Raw genomic sequence first — 22,327 nt, 5'->3', positions numbered from 1 at the left:
GCAGCGAAGATCCGGGATCCATACCGCGTGATGTCCCTTGTGGCATGCGGCTTGTTGCCACCACCTTCATCCACTAGAACCAACTGTGGTTATGCGACGAGCGCAAGCGCTCGCGCGGGGGTCCTCGCTTTCGCGGGGACGACAGCGAACGTGTGGCGGCAGCGATGGCAAACAGCACTCTCAAGAACATCACCGGCACCATCCTCCTCGCCGGCGCCGGCAAGATGGGCGGCGCGATGCTGACCGGATGGCTTTCGGGCGGGCTCGATCCGCGTCGCGTCGCGGTGATCGATCCGCACATCTCACCTGAGATCACCGCGCTTGCCGCCAACGGCGTTGCGCTCAATCCCGATGTCAAGGCCGCCGGCACGGTCGAGACTCTGGTCGTCGCGGTGAAGCCGCAGATGTTCCGCGAGGCCGGCGCCAGGCTGAAGCAATTCGTCTCGGACAAGACCTCGGTGGTCTCGATCATGGCGGGAACCACGATCGCATCGCTAGAAGAGGTCTGCGGTGGCGCCGTGGTGCGCGCGATGCCGAACACGCCGGCCGCGATCGGCCGCGGCATCACGGTGGCCGTCGCGGCGAAGAACGTCAGTGCCGCTCAGCGCGCCGTGGCCGATGCGCTGCTGCGTGCGACCGGCTCGGTCGAATGGGTCGAGGATGAAGGCCTGATGGATGCGGTCACCGCGGTGTCCGGCTCAGGCCCCGCCTATGTGTTCCTGCTCGCCGAAGAGCTCGCGCGCGCCGGCGTCGAAGCCGGACTGCCCGAGGCGCTGGCGACGAAGCTTGCACGCGAGACCGTCGCCGGCTCTGGTGAACTTCTGCATCAGTCGGAGCTTCCCTCCAGCACGCTGCGCCAGAACGTCACCTCGCCCGGCGGCACCACGGCCGCGGCACTCGGCGTGCTGATGGGCGAGCCGGGCCTGCGCGATCTGATGATCCGCGCGATCGCGGCCGCGACGAAGCGGTCGAAGGAACTGGCGAAGTAAACAAGTGCCGTAGGGTGGGCAAAGCGGCTTGTCCGCCGAAGCTCGACGAGCGAAGGCGGAAGCATGCCCACCAACTTCGTTCGCGATCCCGAAAGGATGGTGGGCACGGCGCTTCGCGCCTTTGCCCACCCTACGACTACAGTTTCGAGCCTGCGGCCAGCCGCTTGTTGAACATCTCGACATTCACGAGCCCGCGCGCATGGCGGCCTTCGCCGAGCCTGCGCGTGCCCTCGAACGCCTCGACCTCGAAGCGGATGACGCGGCGCTCGACTGCGACCACCTTCGCGGTGGTCCGCACCGTCGCACCGACGAGAGCGGCTGCGAGGTGGCGAATGTCGACTTCGGTGCCGACGGTGACCCAGCCCGGCTGAAGCGCGGCGCGGATCGCATCGCCCGACGTCATCTCCATCTCCAGAATCATCATCGGCGTCGCATAGACCATGGGCATGCCGGGCACGAAATGCCCGACCGTCCGCTCAGCCGGCACCACCAGCGTGCGTTCGGCGCTCATGCCGACCTTGATGAAGTCGCGTGCGTCCATGGGGGCCTCAAACTCCGCTGTCGTCCCGGACAAGCGCAGCGAAGCGGAGCGCTGATCCGGGACCCATAACCACAGGGAGTAGTTTGGCGAAGACTCGGAGTTACCAGCTCGCCAAATAACCACTCCCTGTGGTTATGGGTCCCCGCTCCCGTGCGCAATTGCGCACTAGGCGGGGACGACAGTTGTGTTTGCCGAACCAGCCGAAACTATTTCTTCGCAGCCGCCGCGCGCTCAACAAAGGTCTTGCCGCCCTTCATCTTGTGGCGGAGCGGGGCTTCGTTGATCTGGATGACGACGGCGTCGGCATCGACGCCGAGATTCTTCACCAGGGCCTGGGTGATGTCGCGCATCATGCCGGCCTTCTGCTCGTCGGTGCGGCCTTCGGCCATGCTGACGGTAATCTCAGGCATCGTCTTCTCCCTGCTGCGTTCGTCATGCCCGGGCTTGTCCCGGCCATCCACGTTCTTTCCCATCAAACAGGACGTGGATGCCCGGGACAAGCCCGGGCATGACGCTGCTTGCGAATGGCTAGCCCCAGCTCACGTCATGGCGCGCGAGGACTTCACGCACTTTTGCGACGAGGTCGGCTTCGCTGCACGAGAACTGCGCCGGGCGGCTCTCGCGCCACTCCTGGTTGGAGGCGATGGCGGCGGCGGCCTTGGCGCCTTCGATCAGATCCTTGATCTGCAGCTCGCCGCGCGCCTTTTCATCCGAGCCCTGGATGATCACGCAAGGTGAGTTGCGGCGGTCGGCATATTTGAGCTGGTTGCCCATGTTCTTGGGATTGCCGAGATAGAGCTCGGCACGAATGCCGACTGCGCGCAAGGACGCCACCATCTTCTGGTAGTCGGCGACACGGTCGCGATCGAACACGGTGACGACGACGGGGCCGAATTCGGGCCGCGTGTCGAGCTTGCCGAGCAGCGTCAGCGCGGCCTGAAGCCTGGACACACCGATCGAGAAACCGGTCGCCGGCACCGGCTCGCCGCGGAAGCGCGAGACGAGGCCGTCGTAGCGGCCGCCACCACCGACCGAGCCGAACCGCACCGGCCGGCCCTTTTCATCCTTGGTCTCGAGCAGCAGTTCGACCTCGTAGACGGGGCCGGTGTAATATTCGAGGCCGCGCACGACGGAGGGATCGATCTTGATGCGGTCTGCGCCATAACCCGACGCTGTCACCAGTCTGGCAATCTCTTCCAGCTCGCTGACGCCGGCCTGACCAATCTCGCTCTTGGCGAGGTAAGTTTCCGCCGCGGCGATCGCGTCTTTCCAATCGTCGCGCGGCTTGGTGATGGCGAGAACGACGTCAGCCTCAGCGGGGCTCAAATTGGCGCCTTTCGTGAAGTCGCCCTTGCCTTCTTCGCCGCCATCCCATCGTCCGGGACCGAGCAGCTTGCGCACTTCGTCGGCGGAAAACTTGTCGAGCTTGTCGATCGCGCGCAGCACGGTCAGCCTGCGCGCGGCGTTCTCGTCACCGCCGAGCCCGATGGCTTCCAGAACGCCGTCGAGCACTTTTCGGTTGTTGACCTTCACGACATAGGAGCCGCGCGCAATGCCGAGCGCCTCCATCGTGTCTGCGGCCATCATGCAGATCTCGGCATCCGCCGCCGGCGTCGCCGAGCCGACCGTGTCGGCATCGAACTGCATGAACTGGCGGAAGCGGCCGGGGCCGGGCTTCTCGTTGCGGAACACGTAGCCGACGCGGTAGCTGCGGTAGGGCAGGACCAGACCGTCGGTGCCGTATCGCTCGCCGACATAGCGGGCGAGCGGCGCGGTCAAATCGTAGCGCAAGCTGATCCACTGCTCGTCATCGTCCTGGAACGAGAACACGCCCTCGTTCGGCCGGTCCTGGTCGGGCAGGAACTTGCCAAGCGCATCGGTGTATTCCATCGCCGGCGTTTCCACGGGCTCGAACCCGTAGAGCTCGTAGACGGCGCGGATCTTCTCGACCATCTCGCGCGTCGCCCGGATCGCCGAGGGATCGCGATCCTCGAGCCCGCGCGGCAGGCGCGCCTTCAGTTTCTGGGGTTTTTTGGGTTTCTCGGCCATGCGCGGCGTTTACCAGCCGACGCGGGAGGCGGCAACCGGAGTTCGCTTTACCTCGCCCCGCTTGCTGGGAGAGGGTAAGAGACTTACGGCTGCTCCATCCGGGCCCTCAGCGCTTCCGCATCCGCCTTTGGCAGCGACTTCAGCGTCGGCTTGATGGTCTCGCCGCCGACGATCTTGCCGTTGCGCATGAACATCCAGTCTGAAATGTCCGCTTCGCTGAACTTGACCGCGTCGCCGGCCCGCTTGCCCGGCAGATCGCGCGGCTCGTTGGCGAAGAGGCCCGAATAGGTGCCGTTCGGCAGCTTTTTCACTTCGCCGATCCAGATATGCTCTCCGCCTCTGCGGGTCGAAAAGCGCACCTTCAAGGCGTGCCCGGTCTCCGACGGCTTTGGCGCGTCATAGGACGCCCAGAAGGTCGGAAGCGTGCCGCGGGCGCGCGCGATCGCGGTGTTCATCTCGGGATCGGTGGTGCGCACGTCGACGATCGGCGAGCGGTCTTGTGCGACGACCTCCGGCATGGGCCCGATGGTCAGGATGCCGAAAACGCTGACGCCGGTGATTGCGGCGAGAACGATCCACTTCAGCGGTTGGGAGAGTTTTGTTGCCATGTTCACGATGTCCAGGATGCTTCGATGTCTCCTGGCTTTGTCGCGTGTCGGCAGCCACACGTTCATGGCGCGAAAAGCCACAAACATTGCGCGTTTCCCCTCTCCCTCGCGAGAGAGGGGAAATAATCTCAAAGCGTCTCAAAGCACCTTCTTGATCCAGTTGTGCGGATCGTTGGTGCGGCCGTACTGGATGTCGATGAGCTGCTTGCGCAGGCCCGTGGCGACGGGGCCGGCGGCGCCGCCGCTGATCTCGAAATCGCCGCTCACCGAGCGCACCTTGCCGATCGGCGAGATCACGGCAGCGGTGCCGCAGGCGAACGCTTCCTTGAGCTTGCCGCTCGCCGCATCCTTGCGCCACTGGTCGAGCGAGTACGGCTCCTCGCGCACCGTCTTGCCGGCATCCTTCGCGAGCGCGATGATGGAGTCGCGGGTGATGCCGGGCAGGATCGTGCCGAGCGGCGGCGTCGAGAGCGAGCCGTCGTCGAACACGAAGAAGACGTTCATGCCGCCGAGCTCCTCGATGTAGCGGCGCTCGACCGCGTCGAGGAAGACGACCTGATCGCAGCCGTGCTGGATCGCTTCGGCCTGCGCACGCAGGCTCGCGGCATAGTTCCCACCGCACTTGACGGCGCCGGTGCCGCCGATCGCGGCGCGGGTGTAGTTCTCCGACACCCAGATCGAGACCGGCGCAGGTCCGCCCTTGAAATAGGAGCCAACCGGAGAAGCGATCACCGCGAAGATGTATTCGGACGACGGCTTGACGCCGAGGAAGGTCTCGCTCGCGATCATGAAGGGGCGCAGATAAAGGCTGCCCTCGCCGCCCGGCATCCAGGCGCGATCGATGCGCACGACCTGCTCGACCGCCTCGATGAAGACGTCCTCTGGCAGCTGCGCCATCGCCATGCGGTCGGCGGAGTCCTTGAAGCGGCGCGCATTGGCGTCCGGGCGGAACAGGTTCACGCCGCCGTCGTCACGCTTGTAGGCCTTGAGGCCTTCGAAGATTTCCTGGGCGTAGTGCAGGACCGCGCCGGCCGGATCGAGCTGGAAGTTGGCGCGCGCCTCGACGCGTGCTTCGTACCAGCCGCCCTTGGCCTGGTTGTAGCGGACGATCGCCATGTGATCGGTGAAGACCCGCCCGAAGCCGGGATCCACCAGCTTGGCGACGCGGTCCTTCTCGGATGTCGGATTGGATGCGGGCTGGATGTCGAATTTCATACTCATGTCCTTGCCTCCCGCTGCCGGTAGCGGCGCTGTTCTGGCGCCCGCCTGCCCTGTTCGGGCCCGGCTGGCTTGATTAGGTTGTGGCTGGACCGCCGCCAGCCTTGTTACGGCCGGTTTCCGTGGCCAGCATGTCGCCGAGGACATGCTTTTGCGGAAGGCGGAAGTCCAGTATGTTTTGCCGAAATGCCGCTCGACAATCGCACGGTAGATCTGCTTCGGCCGTCGCCGCCTGTCCGGCTCTCTCCGGCCGCTCCTAGAACTGCCACCCGACGCGAAACGATCTAAAATTTCGTGCGGGCTGATCGTTTTGTAACATTGAACCCAATATACGTCAATATGCCTGACATAAATTTCGCAACTCCCCCTCAAGACGCAGCCGAGCCGCGGCCGGCCGCAGGCGATGGAGGCAATTTGCGCTGGGATATCATTGAACTGCTGTTCTTCGCCTATCGTGATTTCGTCGGCGATCCCGACCAGGAGCTGGAGGCTTTCGGCTTCGGCCGGGCCCACCACCGGGTCATGCATTTCGTCTACCGCTATCCCGGCCTCAAGGTCGCCGATCTCCTCGACGTCCTGCGCATCACAAAACAGTCGCTCGGCCGCGTGCTCAAGCAGCTCCTGGACGAGGGCTATATCGTGCAGAAGACCGGCGACAACGACCGCCGCCAGCGCCTGCTCTACGCGACGCCGAAGGGCGAGGCGCTGGTGCAGAAGCTCGCCGGGCTCCAGACCACGCGGATCACCAAGGCACTCGCCGAGATGGCGCCGCAGGATGCCGAGACCGTCAAGCGCTTCCTGCGCGCGATGATCGACCGCGACGATCCGGACAAGGTGCTGGAGACGATCTTCGCCAACGTCAATCAAGACGGAAAGGAGTGAACGTGCCACTCGCTGCCACGCTAGCCCGCCCGCCGGTAGAACCGGCCGACGATGCGCCGCATCTGCTGCTGGTCGACGACGACCGTCGCATCCGCGATCTGCTGTCGCGCTTCCTCGCCAGCGAAGGCTATCGCGTGACCACTGCCGCAAGCGCCGGCGATGCACGCTCGAAGCTCATGGGCCTGCATTTCGATCTCCTGATCCTCGACGTCATGATGCCCGGCGAGACCGGCTTCGACCTTGCCCGCTTCATCCGGACCTCCTCCTCGGTGCCGATCGTGATGCTGACGGCGCGGCACGAGGCCGAAGCCCGCATCGAAGGCCTGCAAATCGGCGCCGACGATTACGTGGCAAAACCGTTTGAGCCGCGCGAGCTTGCGCTGCGCATCAACAATATCCTCAAGCGCGCCGCGCCACCGCCGCAGGCCGCGGCGGTCGAGAAAATCGCATTCGGCCCCTACGTCTACCATCTCGATCGCGGCGAATTGCGCCAGGGCGAGGAGGTCATCCACCTCACCGACCGCGAGCGCGAGATGCTGCGGATCCTGTCGGAGGCACCGGGCGAGACCGTGCCGCGCAGCGCGCTCACCGGCAATGGCAGCGTCAACGAGCGCGCCGTCGACGTGCAGATCAATCGCCTCAGGCGCAAGATCGAGACCGATCCCGCCAATCCGCTGTTCCTCCAGGCGGTGCGCGGCATCGGCTACCGCCTGGTGGCGTCGCCATAAAGCAGTGAAGCGCGACCGATGAGCACGATCGATACCGGCCTGACGCTGTTGAAGAGCGCCGCCGGCCGCGTCTCCGCCGCCAATGGCTGGATGGGCAACGCGTTCAAGGGCTGGATGCCGACCGGCCTCTATGCGCGCGCACTCCTCATCATGATCGTGCCGATGGTGATCCTGCAATCGGTCGTCGCCTTCGTGTTCATGGAGCGGCACTGGAACACGGTGACGCGCCGCCTGTCGGCTGCTGTGGTGCAAGACATCGCCGCGCTGATCGACGTCTACAAGGGCTATCCGCAGGACAAGGATCGCAACGAGATCCGCCGCATCGCCCAGCAGCGCCTCGGCCTCGTCGTCGATTTCCTGCCCGCCGGCGACATGCCGCCGCCGGGGCCGAAGCCGTTCTTCTCGCTGCTCGACCAGACGCTGTCCGTGCAGCTCGGCCGCCAGATCGGACGCTCGTTCTGGATCGACACCGTCGGCCGCTCCAACCTCGTCGAGATCCGGATCCAGCTCGACGATGCCGTGATGCGCGTGTTCGCGCAGCGCAGCGCCGCCTATGCCTCGAACTCGGAGATCTTCCTGTTCTGGATGGTCGGCACGTCCTCGATCCTGCTGATCGTCGCGGTGCTGTTCCTGCGCAACCAGATCAAGCCGATCCTGCGGCTGGCGGACGCCGCCGAGAGTTTCGGCAAGGGCCGCGAGGCGCCAAACTTCCGGCCGCGCGGCGCGCGCGAGGTGCGGCGCGCGTCGGTCGCCTTCCTCGAGATGAAGTCACGCATCGAGCGCACGATGGAGCAGCGCACCGCGATGCTTGCCGGCGTCAGCCACGATCTGCGCACCATCCTGACCCGGTTCAAGCTCGAGCTGGCGCTGATTGGCGACAACCCGGAGCTCGAGGGCATGCGCAAGGACGTCGACGAGATGTCGATGATGCTGGAGGACTACCTTGCGTTTGCCCGCGGCGATTCCGGCGAGCAGTCGCAGCCGACCGACATGGCGCAGGCGCTCGAGGAACTGCGCAGCGACGCCGAGCGCCACGGCCACACCGCGACCGTCGCGTTCCACGGCCTGCCCGTGGTCACCGTGAAGCCGGCCTCGTTCAAGCGTTGCCTCGCCAACCTCGTCACCAACGCGGCGCGCTACGGCAAGAGCATCGCCATCAACGGCCAGCGCGATCACCGTTATTTGACCGTCACGGTCGAGGACGACGGCCCCGGCATTCCCACGCATTTGCGCGAAGAGGTGTTCAAGCCGTTCCTCCGGCTCGACAACGCCCGCAACCAGGACGAAGGCGGCACGGGCCTCGGCCTCGCCATCGCCCGCGACATCGCGCGCTCGCATGGCGGCGACATCACCCTCGGCGACAGCCCGATGGGGGGACTAAGGGCGAGTGTGCGGATTCCGGTGTAGCTTTGCTCTTTCTTCTCCCCTTGCAATGGGAGAGGGGAGGCTCACCCAACCCTACTTCGGCAGCAGCGCCTTCAACTTGTCCATGTCACGCACGTTCATCTTGAAGCCGCCGGGCATTACGATGTCGCCGGGCTTCTGGTCGGGCTTGCAGGCCCCCAGCCACTTGGCTTCGAGCTGCATCGTGGTGTCGCGGCCTGCTGCTCCGGCGGCACCGCCTTGCGCATGCGACGAGGTCTTCACCGTATAGGCCGAGTTGAAATCGCCGGTGATCTCGGCATGCGAGGTCGTGCTGATGCCGGCGACGCTGCACTCGGAATCGCTGACATAGCCGGTCGCGGTCTTCTTGATGTCCTGCTTGGCGCAGATCTGCTTGGCCATCGGGGAGACGTTGTTGTTCATCTCCTTGTCGACGGTCTCGTCGGTACAGTGCTGCATGGTCATCTCCGGCATGGGCGTGCCGGTCCTGACCATCTTCATTTCCCAGAGACCGGCCTTGCGCACCGGCAGATCGTCAGCGCTGGCGCTGCCTGCCTGTAACACAAGACAAAGGGCCGAGCCGAGCAAAGCGAGCTTGCGCGTCATGTGGGAAGCTCCCGGCTGAGAGATTGCGACGTTCCGAAAGCGCCTCAGTACAGCGTGCGGATCGGCTGTTGGGCGGCGCCGTAGGGCACCCAGCGGCAGGAGAACGAGATATAGCCGCCCTCATAGGCCTGCACCGCGAGGAATTTCACGACCTTGCCGTAGCGCGCGCAGTGATCGACCGCGACCTGCCGCGCATCGGTCTGGGTCGCCAGCGAATAAGCGATGATGCCGCCGGTGTCGTTGCCCTTGAACGGGGGCACCGGAAGCATATCGGCGCGTGCCGACTGGCTGGCCATCATACCCAGGGCAAGAAGGCCCGCGGCCGCAATGATTCGCATTCCCGTCACTCCAATTGGTTGGCGCCAGTTTACGGTGCCGGGATGCCCATGAAAAGAACTGATGCCCCGCCGGCTACGAGGTTAGGGTCAACTCTTGGCCAAGTGTTGCCGCGCTGCACTTGACCTGCCCCGGCCTTCGCGGCACCGTCTAGTCTTCGCAAGACCCAGCAGTCCGGATTGCCCATGCGCGCCCTCACCCTGAAATCGCTCCGCTTTGCCGCCTTGCTTGGCCTCATGTTCGGAGCGCTGTCGCTCGGTGAGGCCAGGGCCGCCAATCCGCTGGAGTTGAACTTCTGGCTGAACGGGCCGCGCTATGACGGCGCCGTCGTCGATTGCGACAAGGCGCTGCCGACCATCGCCACCCAGTTCTGGGAGAAGGAAAGCTCGTTCTGGAATTCCTCGTTGAAGATCACAGGCTTCGCCGCCGTTCACGAGATCGCGTTCCGGCCCTGGCAGTCCGACAACATTCCGCGCCGCTATTGCACCGGCGACGCCATGCTCAATGACGGCAAGGTGCGCAAGGTGCATTTCTCGATCATCGAGGATGGCGGCTTCGCCGGCTACGGCAATGGCGTCGAATGGTGCGTGGTCGGGCTCGACCGCAACTGGGCCTACAATCCGGCCTGCCGCGCCGCCAGGCCTTGATAGACGAGCCTTGATCGGAAAGGCCTGAATCGGACTGATCAGGCGGCTGACGGCCATCTCGCATTTTGTTCTTGAAATGTTCTTGTTGCCTGCTAGGCTGATTGCACAGTCTAGTTGAGGGGCGTCGCCATGTTTCATTTTAGATTGCATTCGTTCTCCCGTCTCGTGATCTCACTGACCCTTCCCCTGGTTCTTGCCGCCGGGCTGGTCGCGCTGCCGGGCGGCGCGAAGGCCCAGGACAAACGGCAGAACGCGCCCGGCGAATTCGATTTCTATGTGCTGTCGCTGTCATGGTCGCCCTCGTTCTGCGAGGAGGCGTCCGAGCGCAACCGCGGCGGCGGTCGTTCGCAGATGCAGTGCAGCGGGCGGCCCTACGCGTTCGTGGTGCACGGGCTTTGGCCGCAATACGAGAACGGCTTCCCCGAATATTGCCAGCGGCCATCGCCACGCCTGAACCGCAACATCGTCTCTTCGATGCTCGATTTGATGCCGGCGCCGGGGCTGATCTTCAACGAGTGGGACAAGCACGGCACCTGCTCCGGGCTCGACAGCCGCAATTATTTCGAGACGATTCGAAAGGCGCGCGCTGCGATCAAGATCCCGGCGGAATATCTCGAACTGTCGCAGGCCAAGACCGTGGCACCGGGCGAGGTGGAGGAAGCCTTCATCAAGGCCAATGCGGGCCTGAGCAACGCGGCCATCTCGGTCACCTGCAACCGGACCCGGCTCTCCGAGGTCCGCATCTGCCTCAGCAAGGACCTGCAATTCCGGGCCTGCGAGGAGATCGAGCGTCGCGCCTGCCGCCGCGACCAGGTGACGATGCCGCCGATCAGGGGTGGATAGACTGCGTCGCCGTCATTCCGGGGCACGCGAAGCGTGAACCCGGAATCCATTTACCCGCGTAACGGGTGGCGAAATGGATTCCGGGTTCAGTGCTGCGCACTGCCCCGGAATGACGGCAGTTACTTTCATCGCGCGATGTCGTAACTCTCCACCATGAACTACCGTCACGCCTTCCACGCCGGAAACTTCGCCGATGTCATCAAGCACATCGTGCTCGCGCGCATCATTACTTACCTCCAGGACAAGCCGGGGGCATTCCGTGTCATCGACACCCATGCCGGCACCGGCCTCTACGATCTCGAAAGCGACGAAGCGCGCCGCAGCGGCGAATGGCTGACCGGCATCGCGCGGCTGATGCAGGCGCGCCTGTCGAACGACGCCGTGGCGCTGGCCAAGCCCTATCTCGACATCGTTCGCGCCTTCAATCCGAAGGGCGAGCTCAAGGCTTATCCGGGTTCGCCGCTGATCGCGCGCGGCCTGCTGCGGCCGCAAGACCGCCTCGTTGCCTGCGAGCTTGAGCCGAACGCGCGCAAGGCGCTTATCGGTGTGCTGCGCCGCGACGAACAGGCGCGCGTGGTTGATCTCGACGGCTGGGTCGCGCTGCCGGCCTTCGTGCCACCGAAGGAACGGCGCGGGCTCGTGCTGATCGACCCGCCGTTCGAGGCGAAAGACGAGTTCGAAAAGCTCGGCGACGCCTTCTCGGCGGCTTTCACGAAATGGCCGACCGGTATCTATGTAATCTGGTATCCGGCCAAGAGCCGACGCGCCACCGACACGCTGGTGCAATCAGTGGCGCGGCTCGCGGCCGCAGCAAAACCACCGGGAAAATGTCTGCGTCTCGAATTCAGTGTCGCGCCGCAGCTTGATGGCGCTGCCCTCACCTCCGCCGGATTGTTGATCGTCAATCCGCCGTACACGCTGCACGGCGAGCTCAAGACGCTCCTGCCCGAGCTGGAAATGCCGCTCGGACAGGGCGGAGCTGCCAGATTCCGATTAGAGGTGCCGAAGCCGTAACACCCCGGCATTCTTGGGAAAAATATGCAGGAGCGGTAGTCAATCTGCAGAGAACCGTATTATGCTGTTTCCGTGACTGGCTTTACGTTCCGCTTCCGCGAATGGTTGCGGCGGAGTGAAGGCCTAAGAAAGATCCGATCGGACCGAAAGAAATGGTCCGCCCAAGGATGGCCAGCTCCCGGGCTTCGTAAGGCCCGGTCATGTCGTGACGTGAGTCTGCGTCGCGACGGAGGAGCAATGAGGGGGAGTTTTTCCCGATGGCCATGACGGGAACGGTTAAGTTTTTCAACGGTGAGCGAGGCTACGGTTTCATCAAGCCCGACGACGGCGGCCGCGACGTCTTCGTGCACATTACTGCTGTAGAGCGGGCGGGACTGAAAGATCTCGCCGAAGGACAGCGCATTACTTTTGAGGTCGAGCCGGACAAGAAGGGGAAGGGACCAAAGGCGGTCAATTTGGTCATCCTCTCCTAGGGCGTTTTCGAGCGAACACCTGGCGAAAAAAAATCCCGGCCGCGAGCGGCCGGGAGGTTGTTGTCCGGTATTTTCTTCTTCAGCTATCAGAAGTGATAGTTCACGCCTGCGCGCACAACGCTGGCGCTATAGCCGTTTGACACGCCGGTAATTGCGAACTGGCTCGTCGACAGATCGATGTAGAGATATTCGAGCTTGGCGCTCCAGTTCGGCGCGAAGCCGACTTCCGCGCCGGCACCGATGGTCCAGCCTGCGGTGGTGTGCGATTCCGTCCAGCCGAATGTCTGCGCGCGCAGCTCGCCGAAGGCGAGGCCGGCGGTGCCGTAGAACAGCACGTTGCTGAACGCATAGCCGGCACGGCCGCGCAGCGTGCCGAACCAGGGATTGGAGAACTTCCACGGCGCGAAGGTGTCATCAGCGCCGGCGGCCTGGATATCGCCCTCGACGCCGAACACCCATGGACCGTTCTGGAAATTGTAGCCGGCCTGCACACCGCCGACGAAACCGGAGGGCTTGACGGGCGAGTTACTCACCGAGCCCCACTCATAGCCGAGATTGGCACCGAGATACGGACCGGCCCAGCTATAGGCATTGAGCGGCTGATTGACGGTGTAGGGCGCACCCTGCCCGTAATTGAGATCGGCGGCCTCTGCCGAAGCTGTCCAGCCGGCTGCAACCAACACGGCCGCGCCTACAACGAACCCCCTCATCGGTACTCTCCAACGCAACTGCCGCTCCCCGCGATGCCTGCGCCGCCGCGCGAGGCAAAATCGCATGGTTACGGAACCTCCTCTTTTTCGCGTAAGATTTATCGAGAGTTTTAGGTTAAAGGCCTGTTAAGCCGGGTTACCGCGCTGTTAACAGGCTTAAGCAAGCGTTACCGGGAACTGCGCCGCCATCCTGTGTGTGCCGCAAGGCTGGAACTTCAAATCGGCACCCCCAGCGCTTAAATTCGCATCATGGCTCACGATTCCACCGACAATCCGGACGACGCGCGCGCGCGCAAACCGCCGCGCGGCACGACGGCCGACGCCCCGCCGGAGAGCCTGGCGCCGCCGGACCTCGATCCCGCCACCACCGCTGGCGAGGACGAGGACGATGCGCTGCTGCCTGACATTCTGGAGGAGAGCGGCGCGGTCGGCGAAGAGCCGCTGGCGACCGGCCACGAGGCGATCGAGCGCGCGGTGCGCCTCGCGCCCACCTCGCCGGGCGTCTACCGCATGCTCAGCGCCAATGCCGACGTGCTCTATGTCGGCAAGGCCAAGAACGTCAAAAAGCGCCTGTCGAACTATGCGCGCCAGAGCGCGCCGCAACCGGCGCGCATCCTGCGCATGATCGCGGCCACGGTGACCGTGGAGATCGTCTCGACCAACACCGAGACCGAAGCGCTGCTGCTGGAAGCCAACCTCATTAAGCAGCTCCGGCCGCGCTTCAACGTGCAGCTGCGCGACGACAAGTCGTTTCCCTACATCCTGATCACCGGCGACCATTGGGCGCCGCAGATTCTGAAGCACCGCGGCGCGCAGACCCGGCCCGGGCGCTATTTCGGCCCGTTCGCTTCCGCCGGTGCGGTCAACCGCACCATCACCGCCTTGCAGCGCGCGTTCCTGATCCGCTCCTGCACCGATTCCTTCTTCGAGAGCCGCTCGCGGCCCTGCCTGCTCTACCAGATCCGCCGCTGCGCCGGCCCCTGCACCCGCGAGATCGACTTCCCCGGCTATACGACGCTGGTGCGCGAGGCGACCGACTTCCTCTCCGGCAAGAGCCACGCGGTGAAGCAGGAGCTTGCCGCCGAGATGGAGAAGGCCTCCGGCGAGCTCGAATTCGAGAGCGCGGCGCTCTACCGTGACCGCCTCGCCGCGTTGTCGGCGATCCAGTCGCAGCAGGGCATCAATCCGCGCACGGTGGAAGAAGCCGACGTGTTCGCGGTCCACCAGGAGGGCGGCTTCTTTTGCGTCGAAGTGTTCTTCTTCCGCACCGGCCAGAACTGGGGCAACCGCGCCTATTTCCCGCGCGCGGAGAAGACCTATACGCCGGAGGAAGTGCTGGGCTCCTTCCTCGCCCAGTTCTACGACGACAAGCCGCCGCCGAAGAACATCCTGCTCTCGCACGAGATCGAGGAAAGCGAGCTGCTCGCCAATGCGCTGTCGATCAAGGCCGGCCACAAGATCGAGGTCACGGCGCCCAAGCGCGGCGAGAAAAAGGAGCTGGTCGCCCACGCGCTGACCAATGCGCGCGAGGCGCTCGGCCGCAAGCTCGCGGACACCGCGACACAGAGCCGGCTGCTCGACGCCATGGCCACGACGTTGAGCCTGCCGCATTCGCCCAAGCGCATCGAGGTCTACGACAACAGCCACATCCAGGGCACCAATGCGGTCGGCGCCATGATCGTCGCCGGTCCCGACGGCTTCGTGAAGAACCAGTACCGCAAGTTCAACATCAAGTCGGAAGGGATCACGCCGGGCGACGATTTCGCCATGATGCGCGAGGTGCTGGAACGCCGCTTCAAGCGCCTGATCAATCCGCCCGAGGACGCCGCCGGCAAGGCCAAGGACGACGACTTCCCGCAATGGCCCGACCTCGTGATCATCGACGGCGGTCGCGGCCAGCTCAACGCCGTCCGGGAGATCTTTGCGAATCTCGGCCTGACCCAGGTGTCGCTGATGTCGGTCGCCAAGGGACCGGACCGGGATGCCGGCCGCGAAACCCTGTTCATGCCGGAGCGCGAGGCGATCAAGCTGGAGCCGCGCGATCCCGTGCTTTATTTCATCCAGCGCCTGCGCGACGAGGCCCATCGCTTCGTCATCGGCTCGCACCGCAAGCTGCGCAAGAAGGACATCCGCGAGGCCGGTTTGCAGGAGATTCCGGGCATCGGCCCGTCACGCAAACGTGCCTTGCTGCACCATTTCGGAACCCTGAAGGAGATCGAGCGGGCCTCGATCGCCGATCTCGGCAAGGTTCCGGGGGTAAGCGCCGAGAGCGCCCGCAGGATTTTCGACTATTTCCATCCCCAGCCGGGGTGAACTAAGGGGGCCCAAAGGGAGCCCTGGTCATATGGTCGTCGCATGCTGCACCCCAATTGGGGAGCGGGACGGTTGACCTTCAGGCACGAGCGGTATTGGTAGGACGAATGAACATCGCCACGACACGAGGGACGACCAGCCGCGCGATGTCCCTCCCGAACATCCTGACCTATGGCCGGATCGCCGCGATCCCGGTCGTGGTCGGGTGCATCTATGCGCAGTCGATTCTGGATCAGCCGCTGTGGCTGCGCTGGGTCGCGGTCGCCATCTTCATCGCGGCAGCAGTGACCGATTACCTCGACGGCTATTACGCGCGGATCTGGAATCAGCAATCGGCATTCGGTCGGATGCTCGATCCGATCGCCGACAAGCTGCTGGTGGCCTCCTGCCTGCTGATGCTGGCTGCCGACGGCATCATCCATGGCTGGTCGCTGTGGGCCGCCATCGTGATCCTGTGCCGCGAGATCCTGGTCTCGGGCCTGCGCGAATATCTCGCGGCGTTGCGGGTGAGCGTTCCCGTGACAAAGCTCGCGAAGTGGAAGACGACCGTTCAGCTCATCGCCATCGGCTTCCTGCTCGCGGGCCCGGCCGGCGATGAGGTGGTGCCCGTGGTCTCGATGATCGGGCTGGCGCTGCTCTGGGCCTCGGCGATCCTCACCATCTACACTGGCTACGACTATTTCCGCGCCGGCATCCATCACCTCATCAAGGAGGATGAGGCATGAAGGTGAAGTACTTCGCCTGGGTGCGCGAGCGCGTCGGCAAGGCCGAGGAGACCATCGAGCCGCCGGCGACCGTGCGCACCGTCGAGGAGCTGATCGCCTGGCTGTCCGGCCAGAGCGAGGCCTATGCCTACGCGTTCGAGAAGCCGAAGGTGATCCGCACCGCGATCGATCATGCCCACGTCAAATCGGACGCCGCGATCGCGGGCGCCCGCGAGATCGCCTTTTTCCCGCCGATGACCGGCGGCTAGGCCATGACCGCCCCCGTAAGCACCGCCCCCGTCAGCCCCTGCCCCGTCACCATCCGCATCCAGCAGGACGATTTCGACATCGCGCGCGAGATCGCGATCCTGACCGGGAGCCGCACCGACATCGGCGCGGTCGTGAGCTTTTCCGGCATCTGCCGCGGCGACGAGGACAGCGCGAAGATCGCCGCCCTCACGCTCGAACATTATCCCGGCATGGCGGAAGAAGAGATCAAGCGCCATGCCGACGAAGCTACATCGCGCTGGCCGCTGAACGGCGTCACCATCATTCATCGCGTCGGCCGGTTCATGCCGGGGCAGAATATCGTGCTGGTGCTCACGGCGTCGCAGCACCGCCAGGCGGCATTCCAGGCAGCCGAGTTCCTGATGGATTATCTCAAGACCAGCGCGCCGTTCTGGAAGAAGGAAGAGAACGCCACCGGCACCGGCTGGGTCGAAGCCCACGCCCGTGACGACGAGGCCGCCGCACGCTGGACCCGATCCTGATGGCAAAAGCATCCAAGAAGACCACGCGCGGCCGCGCGGCACCGAAACTCGCGAAGGTCGGCCGCGGCGAGCTGCTCACGCTGATCGATTTCGTCCGCTATGCCGTGAGCCGCTTCGTTGAAGCAAAACTTGCCTTCGCCCATGGCACGACGGATCCGGTCGCCGAAGCAGCCTTCCTGGTCTGCGAAGCCCTGCATCTGCATCCCGACCAGTTCGAGATCTTTGCCCATGCCTGCGTCACGTCGGCGGAAGGCAAGACCATCGTCGACCTCATCCATCAGCGCGTCACCACGCGCAAACCGACCGCCTATCTCGTCAACAAGATCTACATGCGCGGCCTGCCGTTCTATGTCGACGAGCGGGTCATCGTTCCGCGCTCCTTCATCGGCGAGCTGCTGGAGTCGCATTTCGGCGGCGAGGGCGAGGCCGGCTCGCTGATCGACGACCCCACGGCCGTCGAACGTGTGCTCGATCTCTGCACGGGCTCTGGATGTCTCGCCATCCTCGCCGCGCACCATTTCCCGAATGCCACCGTTGATGCCGTCGACATCTCCAAGGGCGCGCTCGAAGTCGCCACGCGAAATGTCGGCGAATTCGGGCTCGATGACCGGATCAGCCTGCATCGCGGCGACCTGTTCGCCCCACTCGGCGATGCGCGCTACGACCTCATCATCACCAATCCGCCTTACGTCGACGCCGAAGGCATGGCCGCGCTGCCGCCGGAATGCCGCGCCGAACCAAAACTCGCCTTTGACGGCGGCCCCGACGGTCTCGACGTGGTGCGCCGGATCCTGCGCGATGCGCCCGATCACCTGACGCCGGATGGCGGCCTGATCTGCGAGATCGGCCGCGGCCGCGAACTGGTCGACGAGGCCTTTCCGGAACTGCCGCTGCTCTGGCTCGACACCGAGGACTCCGAGGGCGAGGTGTTCTGGATTTCGGCCGCCGATCTCGGCTGATCCGTCCCGGCACCCGCGCTCCGCGCGGAACAAGTCAAATTCCGCCACGTTCATCCCCCGACGAATTTTTCGTTCTCGGAGGATGTCCGCATGCTCGCGCCATCGGGCGAATTGCTGCGCGCCGGAATGGCGCTCAAGATCAATCATCTCAAGCGCGCCGCGCGATCGTACCTGCGCGACCGCACCAATCAGGCCACGGGCCGCGTAACGTCCTATGCGGTCGCGGCAGGATTGTTCGCAGTGGCCGGGCTGTTCCTGATCGCCACCTTCTTTGTCGGCCTGGTGGCCCTTTATCGTTGGGTCGCAATCACCCACGGACAATTCTGGGGCTTTGGTGCGGTCGCGGCCGTGCTCCTGGTGCTGGCCATATCCTGCGCCGGCGTGGCTCTGGCCCAAATGAAGCGTCGGGACAAGCCGATCGTGCCGCTTGCCAGCCGCATGCGCGTTGCGATCGCCACCCCGCGGATCCCGCGCGGAACCGTCAAGCAGGCGGTGAAAGAGGTCGCAACGACGATTCCGCTGGTGCCGCTCGCACCGAGCGAACGTGGCCGTGGCGGCAACGCCCTGTCGAGCCGGACCAACCGGCCCGTGCAGCTGGGTCTGATGCTCGCAGCCGTCGGGCTGCTGGGCTTCACGGCCGCACGGCGGCGGCGGCACGGCCACAGATTGGACGCTTGAAATGCGCGCGCGGCACACCGAGCACTTCGACAGTTGGTTGCTGGTCGCCGCCACGGCCGTCTTCGTGCTGTCTGCGGAACGCTACTTTCAGGAGTCCGGCCCCATCCGGTCGGGGCCTCCGCAAGACCATCGCAATAATGAAGCAAACTCGCCGGAAACGAGCCCGGCCGGCGCAGCCATGCAGCCCGGCCACGGCCGGCGCGCGAAAAGCCCTTTCGCGATCCCGTGGGCGGGCTGGAAAGACATCTTCTGGCGCACCTATCAGCGCATCGACGACGATCGCCTGCTCGCGACCGCGGGCGGCGTCGTCTTCTTCGGGCTGCTCGCGATCTTTCCCGCCGTGACCGCGCTGGTCTCATCCTACGGCCTGTTCGCCGATCCCTCGACGATCAGTTCCAACCTGCATTCGCTCGCGATGATGCTGCCCGAGGGCGCGTTCCAGATCGTCGAGGACCAGGTCGCGCGCGTGGTGTCCCACGGCAATACTGCCCTGGGTGTCACCTTCCTGTTTGGCCTCTTGCTCGCGATCTGGAGCGCCAATGCGGGCGTCAAAGCCATCTTCGACGCCCTCAACGTCGCCTATGAGGAGCGCGAAAAGCGCAGCTTCGTCCGGCTGAACACGGTGTCGTTGGCTTTCACGGTCGGCGGCATCGCGGCGCTGCTGCTGATGGTGGGCACCGTGGTCGCCTTCCCGCTCGCGCTCAACCATCTCGGCATCGCGCCCGAGAGCAAGCTGATCGTCGCTCTCGCGCGATGGCCGGTGCTGTTCGTCATCCTGCTGGCGGCGCTTGCGGTCCTCTACCGTTTCGCACCCAGCCGCGACGCGCCGCGCTGGCAATGGCTGAGCCTGGGCGCAGTAACGGCCGCCATTCTCTGGATCGCCGGCTCGGCGCTGCTGTCCTGGTATCTCTCGGAATTCGCCAATTACAACGCGACCTACGGCTCGCTCGGCGCGGCGATCGGCTTGATGATGTGGATGTGGATGTCGGCGATCGTCATCATGTTCGGGGCCGAGCTGAACTCGGAGATCGAACGGCAGACCCTTCGGGATACGACCACCGGGCCGCCCAAGCCGCTTGGCACCCGCGAGGCCGTCTCGGCCGACACGGTCGGCGCCGCCGCGCCATCCTGATTGCCGGCGGTCAGGCCGGGGCTCGGCCTGACCGGATCACGACGGCAGTTCAGCGCTTGCTGATCACGACCTCAAGATACTCGCTATGCACCACCACCGTACCGTCGTCGGCACGGTTGAATTCGCCGAGCAGCGCCATGAGATCGCGCCGCAGCGCAGCCTGGCCGGTCTCCTCCAGCGCCACGAACGCTTTCAGCATCGGCCCGTAATAGGATTTGAAAACCTCGAGCCAGTGCTCCGGCGAGCGATAGCGGAAAGCGAACATGCGCGGCTCGGCGGCGATCTCGGAGGCCTGGCCACCGAACATCTCTTCGAGCCGCCCGGGGGTGCCCCACAAGGCCGGCGACTTCACGCCCGCCGGCGGCGGCACATGCCTGCCGATGGTCTTGAAGAGCTGACCGATGAAGCCCTGGGGCGTCCAGTTGGCGAGACCGATCTTGCCGCCGGACTTGCAGACCCGCGCGAGCTCGGACGCCGCCTTGTCCTGATCCGGCGTGAACATGACGCCGAAGGTCGAGAGCACGACGTCGTAGCTGGCATCCGCAAACGGCAGCGCTTCGGCATCCGCTTCACGGAATTCGACCATCAGATGCTCCGCCGCGGCCCGTTCGCGTCCCCGCTTGAGCAACGCGGGAACATAATCGGTTGATGTGACGTCGCACCAGCGGCGCGCGGCGGCCAGCGTCGCATTGCCGTTGCCCGCGGCGACATCAAGCACCTTGCTGCCGGCGCGCAAGTCGAGCGCCTCGCAGAGTTGCTCGCCGACGATCTGCAAGGTGGTGCCGACAATGGCGTAGTCGCCGGATGACCAGGCGCCGTGCTGGCGTTGCTTGACGGCGGCGAGATCGGGTTGGGCGATGGCCGGCTTGAGCGCGGCGGATGTCGACATGGCAATTCTCCTGCGGTTGAAGACGCCGGGACGATAGGGCGCATGCGGCTCGCTGGCCTTGAGAGTGGCGTTATTTTACGCTGAGAACACCTTGATTTCCCCGCGCGAGCCGAGGGTGGCGTGACATTTCATTTCGAGGATTTCGTGCTCGACCCCGCGCGCCGCGAATTGCGGCGGGCGGAGACGCTCGTCGCGCTCGAGCCCCAGGTGTTCGATCTCCTGCTTTATCTGGTCCGCAACCGCGAGCGCGTGGTCACGCGCGACAATCTGCTCGACGCGATCTGGAACGGCCGCGTCGTCTCGGAATCGACGCTGACCAGCCGGATCAACGCGGCGCGGCGCGCGGTCAATGACAATGGCGAAGATCAGCGGCTGATCCGCACCGTCGCGCGCAAAGGCGTGCGGTTCGTCGGCGAAGTGACCGAACGCTCCGCCGCGGCCTCATCGTCGGCGCCGGGCAAGCCGCCCGACGCAACACCGACGGAATTGCCGCTGCCCGATCGTCCCGCAATCGCCGTCCTGCCCTTCACCAACATGAGCGGCGAGGCCGAGCAGGATTATTTCTCCGACGGCATCAGCGAGGACATCATCACCGCGCTGTCGAAGCTGCGCTGGTTCTTCGTGATCGCGCGCAACTCCTCCTTCATCTACAAGGGCCGCACGGTTCACCTGCGGCAGGTCGCCGAGGAGCTCGGCGTGCGCTATGTCGTCGAGGGCAGCGTCCGCAAGGACGGCGACCGCGTCCGCATCACCGCGCAGCTCAACGATGTCGCCACCGGCAGCCATCTCTGGGCCGAACGCTACGACCGCGAGCTCGCCGACGTCTTCGCCGTACAGGACGAGATCACCGAACGCATCGTCGCCGCGATCGAGCCGCAGCTCTATGCCGCGGAGAATTTTCGCGCCGAGCGCAAGCCGCCCGACAGCCTGGACGCCTGGGACCTTCTGATGCGCGCCCTCTCCCACTACTGGCGCGTGACGCGGCAGGACCACGTCGCGGCGCGAGCCCTGCTCGAAAAGGCCATCGCGCTAGACCCGAACTACGGCAAGGCGCTCGGGCTGCTCGGCACCAGCTACATGTTCACGGCGCATATGGGCTGGATGGAGATGGCCGCGGCGCTGCCGGTGGCCGAGCGCGCGGCGCGGGCCGCGATCCGCGCCGACGACCAGGATGCCTGGGCGCATAATGCGCTCGGCCATGCACGCCGGTTCGAGGATTCGCTTGCCGAATTCGAGACCGCGCTGCGGCTCAATCCGAACTTTGCGCTGGCGCAGGGCTACTATGGCCTGACGCTCAGCTATTGCGGCCGCTGGCGGGATGCCGACGACGCCGCGCGGCGGGCGATCCGCCTCAGCCCGCGCGACCCCTACGCACCCGTCTATTTCGGCATCGCCGCCTTTGCCCGCTTCCTCGGCAGGGACTATGCGGAAGCGATCCGGCTCGCACAGGAAGCCCTGCGCCAGCGCAGTGACTTCGTCGGCGGGCACCGGGTGCTGACCGCGGCCGCGGCGATGGCCGGGCAAGCCGAGACCGCCCGCGCGGCGCTGAAGGAACTCCACCGTGCCCAGCCCAACGTCTCGCTCGCCTGGATCGCCGAGTTCATGCCGATCAAGCTCGCCGCCGACCGCGAGCACTATCTCGAAGGCTTTCGCCGGGCCGGCCTGACCTAGACTGTCTGGGCATAATCTCCGCGCAAACGCGTTCCGCGTTTGTCGCGAGGGAAAACCGCTGCACACTTTTCCGGATCATGCTCCATCTCCGCGAACAGGCCGCTATCCCCTCGAATCAACAATGATGATAAGGTTGCCTTGCTTGGGGGAGCACGAGGCGTGACGGGTTCGCACACTGACCCGT

25 protein-coding genes are annotated in these 22,327 nt (G+C 65.0%); 16 read left to right on the top strand and 9 right to left on the bottom strand.

The genetic code is table 11. The features are described 5' to 3' along the window. The first annotated feature begins 164 nt into the window (after nucleotides 1-164). Nucleotides 165-989: a pyrroline-5-carboxylate reductase gene (proC, locus tag OWC48_RS23110; protein WP_282522017.1), complete on the top strand. Its 825-nt coding sequence runs from the start codon at nucleotides 165-167 to the stop codon at nucleotides 987-989. A gap of 136 nt (nucleotides 990-1,125) precedes the next feature. Here proC and OWC48_RS23105 read toward each other — a convergent pair whose 3' ends face one another. The 5 genes from OWC48_RS23105 to OWC48_RS23085 form a co-directional block, all read right to left on the bottom strand. Further along, complete coding sequence (locus OWC48_RS23105) at nucleotides 1,126-1,530, bottom strand: thioesterase family protein (RefSeq protein ID WP_282522016.1); 405 nt, start codon at nucleotides 1,528-1,530, stop codon at nucleotides 1,126-1,128. A gap of 206 nt (nucleotides 1,531-1,736) precedes the next feature. Next, nucleotides 1,737-2,003, bottom strand: a complete 267-nt coding sequence (locus OWC48_RS23100; protein ID WP_282522015.1) for a tautomerase family protein — start codon at nucleotides 2,001-2,003, stop codon at nucleotides 1,737-1,739. A gap of 55 nt (nucleotides 2,004-2,058) precedes the next feature. Continuing rightward, nucleotides 2,059-3,579: a histidine--tRNA ligase gene (hisS, locus tag OWC48_RS23095; protein WP_282522014.1), complete on the bottom strand. Its 1,521-nt coding sequence runs from the start codon at nucleotides 3,577-3,579 to the stop codon at nucleotides 2,059-2,061. Nucleotides 3,580-3,662: 83 nt separating this feature from the next. Further along, on the bottom strand, nucleotides 3,663-4,187 hold the full coding sequence (locus OWC48_RS23090; protein ID WP_282522122.1) for a YegJ family protein: 525 nt from the start codon (nucleotides 4,185-4,187) through the stop codon (nucleotides 3,663-3,665). A gap of 138 nt (nucleotides 4,188-4,325) precedes the next feature. After that, complete coding sequence (locus OWC48_RS23085; RefSeq protein WP_282522013.1) at nucleotides 4,326-5,408, bottom strand: branched-chain amino acid aminotransferase; 1,083 nt, start codon at nucleotides 5,406-5,408, stop codon at nucleotides 4,326-4,328. 336 nt (nucleotides 5,409-5,744) lie between these two features. On the opposite strand from OWC48_RS23085, the gene OWC48_RS23080 reads away from it, so the two are divergent. From OWC48_RS23080 to OWC48_RS23070, 3 genes are read left to right on the top strand one after another with little or no spacing between them, the layout of a single operon-like run. Next, nucleotides 5,745-6,287, top strand: a complete 543-nt coding sequence (locus OWC48_RS23080; RefSeq protein WP_282522012.1) for a MarR family winged helix-turn-helix transcriptional regulator — start codon at nucleotides 5,745-5,747, stop codon at nucleotides 6,285-6,287. Then, a complete protein-coding gene (locus tag OWC48_RS23075; RefSeq protein WP_282522011.1) occupies nucleotides 6,284-7,015 on the top strand; it encodes a response regulator transcription factor in 732 nt (243 codons plus the stop codon). The genes OWC48_RS23080 and OWC48_RS23075 overlap by 4 nt, the downstream gene beginning before the upstream one ends. Nucleotides 7,016-7,033: 18 nt before the next feature. Next, nucleotides 7,034-8,422 (top strand): ATP-binding protein, encoded by a 1,389-nt coding sequence (locus OWC48_RS23070; RefSeq protein WP_282522010.1) that lies wholly within the window; start codon nucleotides 7,034-7,036, stop codon nucleotides 8,420-8,422. 51 nt (nucleotides 8,423-8,473) lie between these two features. Here OWC48_RS23070 and OWC48_RS23065 read toward each other — a convergent pair whose 3' ends face one another. Both OWC48_RS23065 and OWC48_RS23060 read right to left on the bottom strand, forming a co-directional pair. Next, nucleotides 8,474-9,004 (bottom strand): DUF3617 family protein, encoded by a 531-nt coding sequence (locus tag OWC48_RS23065; RefSeq protein WP_282522009.1) that lies wholly within the window; start codon nucleotides 9,002-9,004, stop codon nucleotides 8,474-8,476. A gap of 44 nt (nucleotides 9,005-9,048) precedes the next feature. Next, nucleotides 9,049-9,342, bottom strand: coding sequence for a hypothetical protein (locus tag OWC48_RS23060; protein ID WP_282522008.1), 294 nt, complete (start codon nucleotides 9,340-9,342; stop codon nucleotides 9,049-9,051). A gap of 183 nt (nucleotides 9,343-9,525) precedes the next feature. On the opposite strand from OWC48_RS23060, the gene OWC48_RS23055 reads away from it, so the two are divergent. From OWC48_RS23055 to OWC48_RS23040, 4 genes are all read left to right on the top strand, one after another. Beyond that, nucleotides 9,526-9,987: a hypothetical protein gene (locus OWC48_RS23055; RefSeq protein ID WP_282522007.1), complete on the top strand. Its 462-nt coding sequence runs from the start codon at nucleotides 9,526-9,528 to the stop codon at nucleotides 9,985-9,987. 129 nt (nucleotides 9,988-10,116) lie between these two features. After that, the gene (locus OWC48_RS23050; protein WP_282522006.1) at nucleotides 10,117-10,830 is read left to right on the top strand and encodes a ribonuclease T2; all 714 of its coding nucleotides are present in this window, start codon (nucleotides 10,117-10,119) and stop codon (nucleotides 10,828-10,830) included. Between the two features lie 153 nt (nucleotides 10,831-10,983). Further along, the gene (locus tag OWC48_RS23045) at nucleotides 10,984-11,844 is read left to right on the top strand and encodes a 23S rRNA (adenine(2030)-N(6))-methyltransferase RlmJ (RefSeq protein ID WP_282522005.1); all 861 of its coding nucleotides are present in this window, start codon (nucleotides 10,984-10,986) and stop codon (nucleotides 11,842-11,844) included. A gap of 257 nt (nucleotides 11,845-12,101) precedes the next feature. After that, the gene (locus OWC48_RS23040; RefSeq protein ID WP_008544396.1) at nucleotides 12,102-12,317 is read left to right on the top strand and encodes a cold-shock protein; all 216 of its coding nucleotides are present in this window, start codon (nucleotides 12,102-12,104) and stop codon (nucleotides 12,315-12,317) included. Between the two features lie 86 nt (nucleotides 12,318-12,403). Here OWC48_RS23040 and OWC48_RS23035 read toward each other — a convergent pair whose 3' ends face one another. Next, on the bottom strand, nucleotides 12,404-13,027 hold the full coding sequence (locus OWC48_RS23035; RefSeq protein WP_014491976.1) for an outer membrane protein: 624 nt from the start codon (nucleotides 13,025-13,027) through the stop codon (nucleotides 12,404-12,406). Between the two features lie 249 nt (nucleotides 13,028-13,276). Between OWC48_RS23035 and uvrC the strand changes: the two genes are divergently transcribed. The 7 genes from uvrC to OWC48_RS23000 all read left to right on the top strand — a co-directional run bounded on the left by uvrC (nucleotide 13,277) and on the right by OWC48_RS23000 (nucleotide 19,583). After that, nucleotides 13,277-15,340, top strand: a complete 2,064-nt coding sequence (gene uvrC / locus OWC48_RS23030) for an excinuclease ABC subunit UvrC (protein ID WP_282522004.1) — start codon at nucleotides 13,277-13,279, stop codon at nucleotides 15,338-15,340. 107 nt (nucleotides 15,341-15,447) lie between these two features. Then, entirely contained in the window at nucleotides 15,448-16,065 is a 618-nt protein-coding gene (gene pgsA, locus OWC48_RS23025) for a CDP-diacylglycerol--glycerol-3-phosphate 3-phosphatidyltransferase (protein ID WP_014491974.1), read from the top strand. Then, complete coding sequence (gene moaD / locus OWC48_RS23020; RefSeq protein WP_018318355.1) at nucleotides 16,062-16,313, top strand: molybdopterin converting factor subunit 1; 252 nt, start codon at nucleotides 16,062-16,064, stop codon at nucleotides 16,311-16,313. Before pgsA ends, moaD begins: the two co-directional genes overlap by 4 nt. 3 nt (nucleotides 16,314-16,316) lie before the next feature. Then, a complete protein-coding gene (locus OWC48_RS23015) occupies nucleotides 16,317-16,814 on the top strand; it encodes a molybdenum cofactor biosynthesis protein MoaE (RefSeq protein ID WP_282522003.1) in 498 nt (165 codons plus the stop codon). Then, on the top strand, nucleotides 16,814-17,773 hold the full coding sequence (gene prmB / locus OWC48_RS23010; RefSeq protein ID WP_282522002.1) for a 50S ribosomal protein L3 N(5)-glutamine methyltransferase: 960 nt from the start codon (nucleotides 16,814-16,816) through the stop codon (nucleotides 17,771-17,773). Before OWC48_RS23015 ends, prmB begins: the two co-directional genes overlap by 1 nt. Before the next feature lie 90 nt (nucleotides 17,774-17,863). Then, nucleotides 17,864-18,451 carry a phage holin family protein gene (locus tag OWC48_RS23005; protein ID WP_282522001.1) on the top strand — a complete coding sequence of 196 codons (588 nt, stop codon included), beginning with the start codon at nucleotides 17,864-17,866 and terminating at the stop codon, nucleotides 18,449-18,451. 1 nt (nucleotide 18,452) lies between these two features. After that, nucleotides 18,453-19,583 (top strand): YihY/virulence factor BrkB family protein, encoded by a 1,131-nt coding sequence (locus OWC48_RS23000; RefSeq protein ID WP_282522000.1) that lies wholly within the window; start codon nucleotides 18,453-18,455, stop codon nucleotides 19,581-19,583. 49 nt (nucleotides 19,584-19,632) lie between these two features. Here the strand turns inward: OWC48_RS23000 and OWC48_RS22995 are convergent, their stop codons facing one another. Next, a complete protein-coding gene (locus tag OWC48_RS22995; RefSeq protein WP_282521999.1) occupies nucleotides 19,633-20,472 on the bottom strand; it encodes a class I SAM-dependent methyltransferase in 840 nt (279 codons plus the stop codon). A 120-nt stretch (nucleotides 20,473-20,592) separates the two neighbouring features. Between OWC48_RS22995 and OWC48_RS22990 the strand changes: the two genes are divergently transcribed. Then, nucleotides 20,593-22,143 carry a winged helix-turn-helix domain-containing protein gene (locus tag OWC48_RS22990; RefSeq protein WP_282521998.1) on the top strand — a complete coding sequence of 517 codons (1,551 nt, stop codon included), beginning with the start codon at nucleotides 20,593-20,595 and terminating at the stop codon, nucleotides 22,141-22,143. Nucleotides 22,144-22,327: the final 184 nt, after the last annotated feature.

Origin of the sequence: Bradyrhizobium sp. Arg816, from assembly GCF_029989365.1 — a bacterium.
In the GTDB taxonomy this organism is placed as follows: domain Bacteria; phylum Pseudomonadota; class Alphaproteobacteria; order Rhizobiales; family Xanthobacteraceae; genus Bradyrhizobium.
The sequence above is the reverse complement of the archived record's forward strand: the minus strand, read 5'-3'. Positions and strand labels throughout refer to the sequence as shown.

Bases quoted from the DNA above. Each gene is read 5' to 3' on its own strand.
- OWC48_RS23060 (WP_282522008.1), bottom strand. From the start codon at position 9,342: ATGCGAATCATTGCGGCCGCGGGCCTTCTTGCCCTGGGTATGATGGCC.
- OWC48_RS23040 (WP_008544396.1), top strand. From the start codon at position 12,102: ATGGCCATGACGGGAACGGTTAAGTTTTTCAACGGTGAGCGAGGCTAC.
- OWC48_RS23015 (WP_282522003.1), top strand. From the start codon at position 16,317: ATGACCGCCCCCGTAAGCACCGCCCCCGTCAGCCCCTGCCCCGTCACC.
- prmB (WP_282522002.1), top strand. From the start codon at position 16,814: ATGGCAAAAGCATCCAAGAAGACCACGCGCGGCCGCGCGGCACCGAAA.
- OWC48_RS23065 (WP_282522009.1), bottom strand. From the start codon at position 9,004: ATGACGCGCAAGCTCGCTTTGCTCGGCTCGGCCCTTTGTCTTGTGTTA.
- pgsA (WP_014491974.1), top strand. From the start codon at position 15,448: ATGAACATCGCCACGACACGAGGGACGACCAGCCGCGCGATGTCCCTC.
- OWC48_RS23005 (WP_282522001.1), top strand. From the start codon at position 17,864: ATGCTCGCGCCATCGGGCGAATTGCTGCGCGCCGGAATGGCGCTCAAG.
- OWC48_RS23045 (WP_282522005.1), top strand. From the start codon at position 10,984: ATGAACTACCGTCACGCCTTCCACGCCGGAAACTTCGCCGATGTCATC.
- OWC48_RS23000 (WP_282522000.1), top strand. From the start codon at position 18,453: ATGCGCGCGCGGCACACCGAGCACTTCGACAGTTGGTTGCTGGTCGCC.
- OWC48_RS23105 (WP_282522016.1), bottom strand. From the start codon at position 1,530: ATGGACGCACGCGACTTCATCAAGGTCGGCATGAGCGCCGAACGCACG.
- OWC48_RS23035 (WP_014491976.1), bottom strand. From the start codon at position 13,027: ATGAGGGGGTTCGTTGTAGGCGCGGCCGTGTTGGTTGCAGCCGGCTGG.
- OWC48_RS23070 (WP_282522010.1), top strand. From the start codon at position 7,034: ATGAGCACGATCGATACCGGCCTGACGCTGTTGAAGAGCGCCGCCGGC.
- OWC48_RS22995 (WP_282521999.1), bottom strand. From the start codon at position 20,472: ATGTCGACATCCGCCGCGCTCAAGCCGGCCATCGCCCAACCCGATCTC.
- hisS (WP_282522014.1), bottom strand. From the start codon at position 3,579: ATGGCCGAGAAACCCAAAAAACCCCAGAAACTGAAGGCGCGCCTGCCG.
- OWC48_RS23085 (WP_282522013.1), bottom strand. From the start codon at position 5,408: ATGAGTATGAAATTCGACATCCAGCCCGCATCCAATCCGACATCCGAG.
- uvrC (WP_282522004.1), top strand. From the start codon at position 13,277: ATGGCTCACGATTCCACCGACAATCCGGACGACGCGCGCGCGCGCAAA.
- OWC48_RS23050 (WP_282522006.1), top strand. From the start codon at position 10,117: ATGTTTCATTTTAGATTGCATTCGTTCTCCCGTCTCGTGATCTCACTG.
- OWC48_RS23080 (WP_282522012.1), top strand. From the start codon at position 5,745: ATGCCTGACATAAATTTCGCAACTCCCCCTCAAGACGCAGCCGAGCCG.
- OWC48_RS23055 (WP_282522007.1), top strand. From the start codon at position 9,526: ATGCGCGCCCTCACCCTGAAATCGCTCCGCTTTGCCGCCTTGCTTGGC.
- OWC48_RS23100 (WP_282522015.1), bottom strand. From the start codon at position 2,003: ATGGGAAAGAACGTGGATGGCCGGGACAAGCCCGGGCATGACGAACGC.
- OWC48_RS23090 (WP_282522122.1), bottom strand. From the start codon at position 4,187: ATGGCAACAAAACTCTCCCAACCGCTGAAGTGGATCGTTCTCGCCGCA.
- proC (WP_282522017.1), top strand. From the start codon at position 165: ATGGCAAACAGCACTCTCAAGAACATCACCGGCACCATCCTCCTCGCC.
- moaD (WP_018318355.1), top strand. From the start codon at position 16,062: ATGAAGGTGAAGTACTTCGCCTGGGTGCGCGAGCGCGTCGGCAAGGCC.